General features: G+C 46.1%; 1 protein-coding gene. It reads left to right on the top strand.

Annotated features, from left to right (window positions below):
* The first annotated feature begins 342 nt into the window (after positions 1-342).
* Positions 343-612, top strand: a complete 270-nt coding sequence (locus RMX98_RS36270; protein WP_322738825.1) for a helix-turn-helix transcriptional regulator — start codon at positions 343-345, stop codon at positions 610-612.
* The last annotated feature ends 193 nt before the right edge of the window (positions 613-805 follow it).

Consider the following 805-nt stretch of genomic DNA (forward strand, 5'->3'; position numbering starts at 1 on the left):
TTGGGGCCCCCATACAATTGCACGTCACCAGCTTTTATCCAAGCCGCGACTTGTATAGACAAACACTTCAGGTGTCAAATCACTGACTTCACCACTTACGGGACACTGGTAGCCTGAAACACTCTTCATCAGCTTTCAACGGCTATTACACAAAGTGCTAATTTTCCCGGATTTGGCTTTTGCTACTGAGATGAGACACTTTAGGTGAAACCAGCCAAAATACCTGTCCCTTACCGAGTCAGTTACATCGGACTGGTTTCGTGTTGTCTTTCAAGTCTCATTATGAGACCTCAAATTGTTTATGTCAATTAGAGGCATCAAAATGAGATATATAAGGTTACAATGGAATCAAGAAATCGAAAGCAAAAGCAGGAGAGTGATTCACCTTTGGACACTCTGAGGATAGAACGAACCAAACTAACTCAGGATGAGCTGGCAATGCGTTGCGGTATTCCACGAGCGACTTATCAGCGCTGGATATCGGGTAAAACTGAAGCGAGGCTCACCATGTCTCAACTCAAAAATTTGTGCCGCGAACTAAACATAGATCGCATAGATGAATTACCGAACGACTTTGGCCCACCAAAGCGATCGCCTAACTCCGAAATCTAAAATCTAAAAATTCGCCACAGTGCTGTAAGCAAGCACTGTGGCGTGGATTAACACTAACCTAATTATGACGGAATCCGACAACGGAGCGGCCCCCAGGCAGCTGACATTGTTCGCGGTGGAGTCAGTTGCAACGGCTCCCCCTTCCCCCCTGCACCCTAGTTACGATTCTTACTGGGATGAAACCAATGGCGAT

Source organism: Nostoc sp. DedQUE02 (assembly GCF_034531035.1).
In the GTDB taxonomy this organism is placed as follows: Bacteria; Cyanobacteriota; Cyanobacteriia; order Cyanobacteriales; family Nostocaceae; genus Nostoc.